This is a genomic window from Thalassospira sp. UBA1131, assembly GCF_002311515.1.
GTDB lineage: Bacteria > Pseudomonadota > Alphaproteobacteria > Rhodospirillales > Thalassospiraceae > Thalassospira.
Genome location: NZ_DCAO01000056.1, coordinates 39,205 through 43,855 on the forward strand (window position 1 = coordinate 39,205; position 4,651 = coordinate 43,855).

Sequence of the window (4,651 nt, forward strand, 5' to 3'; positions counted from 1 at the left end):
GCCCCCGTCCCGACCGCATGGCTGATGGCCGTTTCCTGCAATGCTGCGCCAGTGTAATCCTGTTCATACGCACGAATTCGCAGCAAAGGGGCGCACTGCCTTTCATTTAGGCAGGCCGCAATCGTAAACCAGCTTTGGTTTTGCTGCGCATTAGCCCATGTTCGCATCTGCAACGTGAATGGTTTTTAAGCGTTTAGACCATAGTTGCAATAAACCGCGAAGCGGCGGTTTTCCTCGTAAAAACAGTGGGGTTTCCCCTTGTCATTCGTGGCGATTCAGTTTACGACACTCGGTGTTTACGAACGATTATTTCGCGTTCGCAGGTTTAAATTTTCAATCGCGCTCCCAAGTTGAGTTTCGACCCCCAGGAAGCGCAATAGGGAAGAAGGTAACGGAATGGCCCGCAACAAGATCGCGCTCGTCGGTGCCGGCAATATTGGTGGCACGCTTGCTCACCTCGTCGGTCTCAAAGAGCTTGGCGACGTCGTCCTTTTCGACATCGTTGATGGCATGCCACAGGGCAAGTCGCTCGACATTGCTGAATCCTCCCCCGTCGACATGTTTGATGCCGACCTCAAGGGTACCAGTGACTACAAAGACATCGCAGGCGCTGATGTCGTCATCGTCACCGCCGGTGTTGCTCGCAAGCCGGGCATGAGCCGCGATGACCTGATTGGTATCAACACCAAAGTCATGACCCAGGTTGGTCAGGGCATCAAGGAACACGCTCCGAACGCATTCGTCATCGTCATTACCAACCCGCTTGATGCGATGGTTTGGGTAATGCAGCAGGCAACCGGCTTCGATCCGAAGAAAGTTGTCGGCATGGCTGGCGTTCTGGACTCGGCCCGCTTCCGTTACTTCCTCGCAGAAGAATTCAACGTCTCGGTCAAAGACGTTACCGCCTTTGTCCTTGGCGGCCACGGCGATACCATGGTCCCGTCGATCCGTTATTCGACCGTTGCCGGTATCCCGGTTCCGGATCTGATCAAAATGGGCTGGACCACGCAGGAAAAGATCGACGAGATCGTGCAGCGCACCCGTGACGGTGGCGCCGAAATCGTTGCCCTGCTGAAAACCGGTTCTGCTTTCTACGCCCCGGCTGCTTCGGCAATCGCGATGGCGGAAAGCTACCTCAAAGACCAGAAGCGCGTCATGCCGGTTGCTGCTTACCTGAGCGGCGAATACGGTGTTGACGGTCTTTATGTTGGTGTCCCGGTTGTTCTGGGTGCCAACGGTGTAGAACGCATCGTCGAGATCAATCTTGATGAGTCCGAAAAAGCAAACTTCGACAATTCCGTGAACGCTGTTCGCGGCCTCGTCGAAGCTGCAAAGGGCATGCTCTAAGAACGCGAAACGGGCTGGTCAGTGACCGGCCCGTTTTTCAATCATTGTTGTTATTCAAACGTCAATGATCGCGGCCTCTTAACAAAGTCCCTCCCGCTCGTTACAGGGACATTGAAATCCAGATTTCTGACCCACCGGAAATCGTACGGAAGGCAAGAAAGCGACCGAACATGAATATTCATGAGTACCAGGCGAAAGAAATTCTTCGCAAATACGGTGTGACCGTGCCGAACGGCAAGGTTGCATATACCGCTCAGGAAGCCATCGAAGCTGCCCAGTCCCAGGCTGGCCCGGTTTACGTGGTAAAATCCCAGATCCATGCAGGTGGCCGCGGTAAAGGCACCTTCAAGGAAGCCAAGGCAGGTGACAAAGGCGGCGTTCGCGTCGTCAAGAGCCCGGAAGAAGTCGGCACCAATGCCGAACAGATGCTCGGCTCCACGCTGGTTACCCACCAGACCGGCCCGGATGGCAAAGAAGTCAAACGCGTTTACATCGAAGAAGGCTGCGATATTGCACGCGAACTGTATCTTTCGGTTCTCGTCGACCGCGCCTGCTCGCGCGTGATCTTCATGGCGTCGACCGAAGGCGGCATGGACATTGAAGAAGTTGCAGAAGCAACCCCGGAAAAGATCGTCACTGTCGAGATCGATCCGGCGGCTGGCTTCTCTGGCTTCCACGGTCGCAAACTGGCGTTTGCACTCGGCCTCGAAGGCAAGCAGGTTTCCAAAGCTGTCAAATTCATGACCGCAATGTACCAGTGCTTCCTCGACACCGATGCTGCCATGGTTGAAATCAACCCGCTGGTTGTTACCGGTGACGGCGACATCATTGCGCTTGATTGCAAAATGAACTTCGACGACAACGCGCTGTTCCGTCATCCGGACATCGAAGAGCTGCGTGACGAAGACGAAGAAAACCCGGCCGAACTCGAAGCTGCAAAACACAGCCTCAACTACATCAAGCTCGATGGCACCATCGGCTGCATGGTTAACGGCGCAGGCCTTGCCATGGCAACCATGGACATCATCAAGCTGTATGGTGGCGCACCGGCTAACTTCCTTGACGTTGGTGGCGGCGCAACCAAAGAACGCGTGACCACCGCCTTCAAGCTGATCCTGTCGGATCCGAATGTCGAAGGCATCCTGGTCAACATCTTTGGTGGCATCATGCGTTGTGACGTGATCGCAGACGGCGTTGTGGCAGCAGCCCGCGAAGTCAGCCTGAACGTCCCGCTGGTCGTTCGCCTTGAAGGTACCAATGTCGAACTTGGCAAGAAGATCCTCGAAGAATCGGGTCTGCCGATTGTTTCGGCTGACAACCTTGCCGATGCCGCCGAGAAGGTGGTCAAAGCTGTGAAGGAGGCCGCGTAACTATGGCTGTTCTCGTCGATAAAAACACCAAAGTTATCTGCCAGGGTTTCACTGGTTCGCAGGGTACTTTCCACAGCGAACAGGCACTGGCATACGGCACCAAAATGGTTGGCGGTGTTACCCCGGGTAAAGGCGGCACCAAGCACCTTGACTTGCCGGTTTTCAACACTGTTGAAGAAGCGGTACATGTCACCGGCGCCAATGCCTCGGTTATCTATGTTCCGCCGCCCTTCGCAGCAGACGCAATCCTTGAAGCCATCGACGCCAAAGTCGAACTGGCTGTCTGCATCACCGAAGGTATTCCGGTTGCTGACATGGTCCGCGTCAAGCGCGCGCTCGACGGTTCGTCGACCCGCCTGATCGGCCCGAACTGCCCGGGTATCATTACCCCGGACGAATGCAAGATCGGCATCATGCCGGGTCACATTCACCGCCGCGGTAAAATCGGTATCGTTTCGCGTTCCGGTACGCTCACCTACGAAGCAGTTGCACAGACCACGGCCGCTGGCCTTGGTCAGTCGACCTGTATCGGTATTGGTGGTGACCCGGTCAACGGCACCAACTTCATCGATTGCCTCGACCTGTTCCTGAAGGATCCGGAAACCGAAGGCATCATCATGATCGGTGAAATCGGTGGCTCGGCCGAGGAAGAAGCATGTGAATTCCTGCAGGCTTCCAAAGTCAAGAAACCGGTTGCCGGCTTCATCGCCGGTGTTACCGCACCTCCGGGTAAACGCATGGGCCATGCCGGTGCGATCATTTCCGGTGGCAAAGGTACGGCCGATGCGAAAATGGAAGCCATGCGCAGTGCTGGCGTTCTTGTTGCCGATTCCCCGGCAAGCCTCGGCTCGACCATGCTGAAGGCTTTGAAGGGCTAATCTGGGTAGTCAGAGGAAAGGCAAGGGGGGGCGTGGTCCTTCTTGGGGACCATGCCTTCCAAGACCACAAATGAAACCTCAAGATCTCGACACGATTCTGAACGAGTCGAACGCAACCTACATCGCTGAACTTTATGCCCGGTATCTGGAAAGCCCGTCTGCGGTTGACCAGAGCTGGGCTGAGTTTTTTGACGGGTTGCAGGACGACGCCTCCGAAATCCTCGCAGAAATGCGCGGGCCGAGCTGGCAGCCACGGGAAACCAAGGTTGTTGGCGGCATGGAGGGATACGACGTCTCACAGGGGCATGCCGAACGCCCGGCCCAGATGGGCTATGCACCGGCACCTCATGCAGCACCCACGGCTGGTCAGGTAAATTCTGATGCCATCCGCGCTGCCGCCAATGATTCCATTCGCGCTCTGATGCTGATCCGCTCCTTCCGGGTACGCGGCCATCTTGAAGCGAACCTGGATCCGCTGGGCCTTGCACCGCGTGAACCGCATCCGGAACTTGATCCGAAGACCTATGGCTTTACCGAAGCCGACATGGATCGTCCGATCTTCATCGCCAATGTTCTTGGCCTTGAAACCGCGACCATCCGTCAGATCGTCTCGCTGGCACGCAAAACCTATTGCGGGTCGATCGGTATCGAATTCATGCATATCCAGGAACCTGAACAGAAATCCTGGATTCAGCAGCGTATCGAAAGCATCGGCAACCAGACGCAGTTCACCACCCGTGGCAAGGAAGCCATCCTTGAGCGTCTGATCGAAGCCGAAGGTTTCGAAAACTATCTTCACACCAAATATGTCGGCACCAAGCGTTTCGGTATTGATGGTGGCGAAGCCCTGATGCCGGCACTCGAACAGATCCTCAAACGTGGTAGCCAGCTTGGCATCCGCGAGGTTGTGTTCGGCATGCCGCACCGTGGTCGTCTCAACGTTCTTGCCAACGTCATGAGCAAGCCGTTCCAGGCGATCTTCTCGGAATTCATGGGCAACCCGTCCAAGCCGGACGACGTGATGGGCTCGGGTGACGTTAAATATCACCTTGGTAC

General features: G+C 55.9%; 4 protein-coding genes. All 4 read left to right on the top strand.

The genetic code is table 11. The features are described 5' to 3' along the window. The first annotated feature begins 396 nt into the window (after window positions 1–396). On the top strand, window positions 397–1,347 hold the full coding sequence (gene mdh, locus B3Z49_RS08705; protein ID WP_008889741.1) for a malate dehydrogenase: 951 nt from the start codon (window positions 397–399) through the stop codon (window positions 1,345–1,347). Window positions 1,348–1,487: 140 nt separating this feature from the next. Further along, entirely contained in the window at window positions 1,488–2,717 is a 1,230-nt protein-coding gene (sucC, locus tag B3Z49_RS08710; RefSeq protein ID WP_255356213.1) for an ADP-forming succinate--CoA ligase subunit beta, read from the top strand. Window positions 2,718–2,719: 2 nt separating this feature from the next. Next, complete coding sequence (gene sucD / locus B3Z49_RS08715) at window positions 2,720–3,595, top strand: succinate--CoA ligase subunit alpha (protein WP_008889739.1); 876 nt, start codon at window positions 2,720–2,722, stop codon at window positions 3,593–3,595. Between the two features lie 70 nt (window positions 3,596–3,665). Beyond that, on the top strand, window positions 3,666–4,651 hold a 986-nt coding region (locus B3Z49_RS08720; protein ID WP_414716250.1), incomplete at its 3' end, for a 2-oxoglutarate dehydrogenase E1 subunit family protein.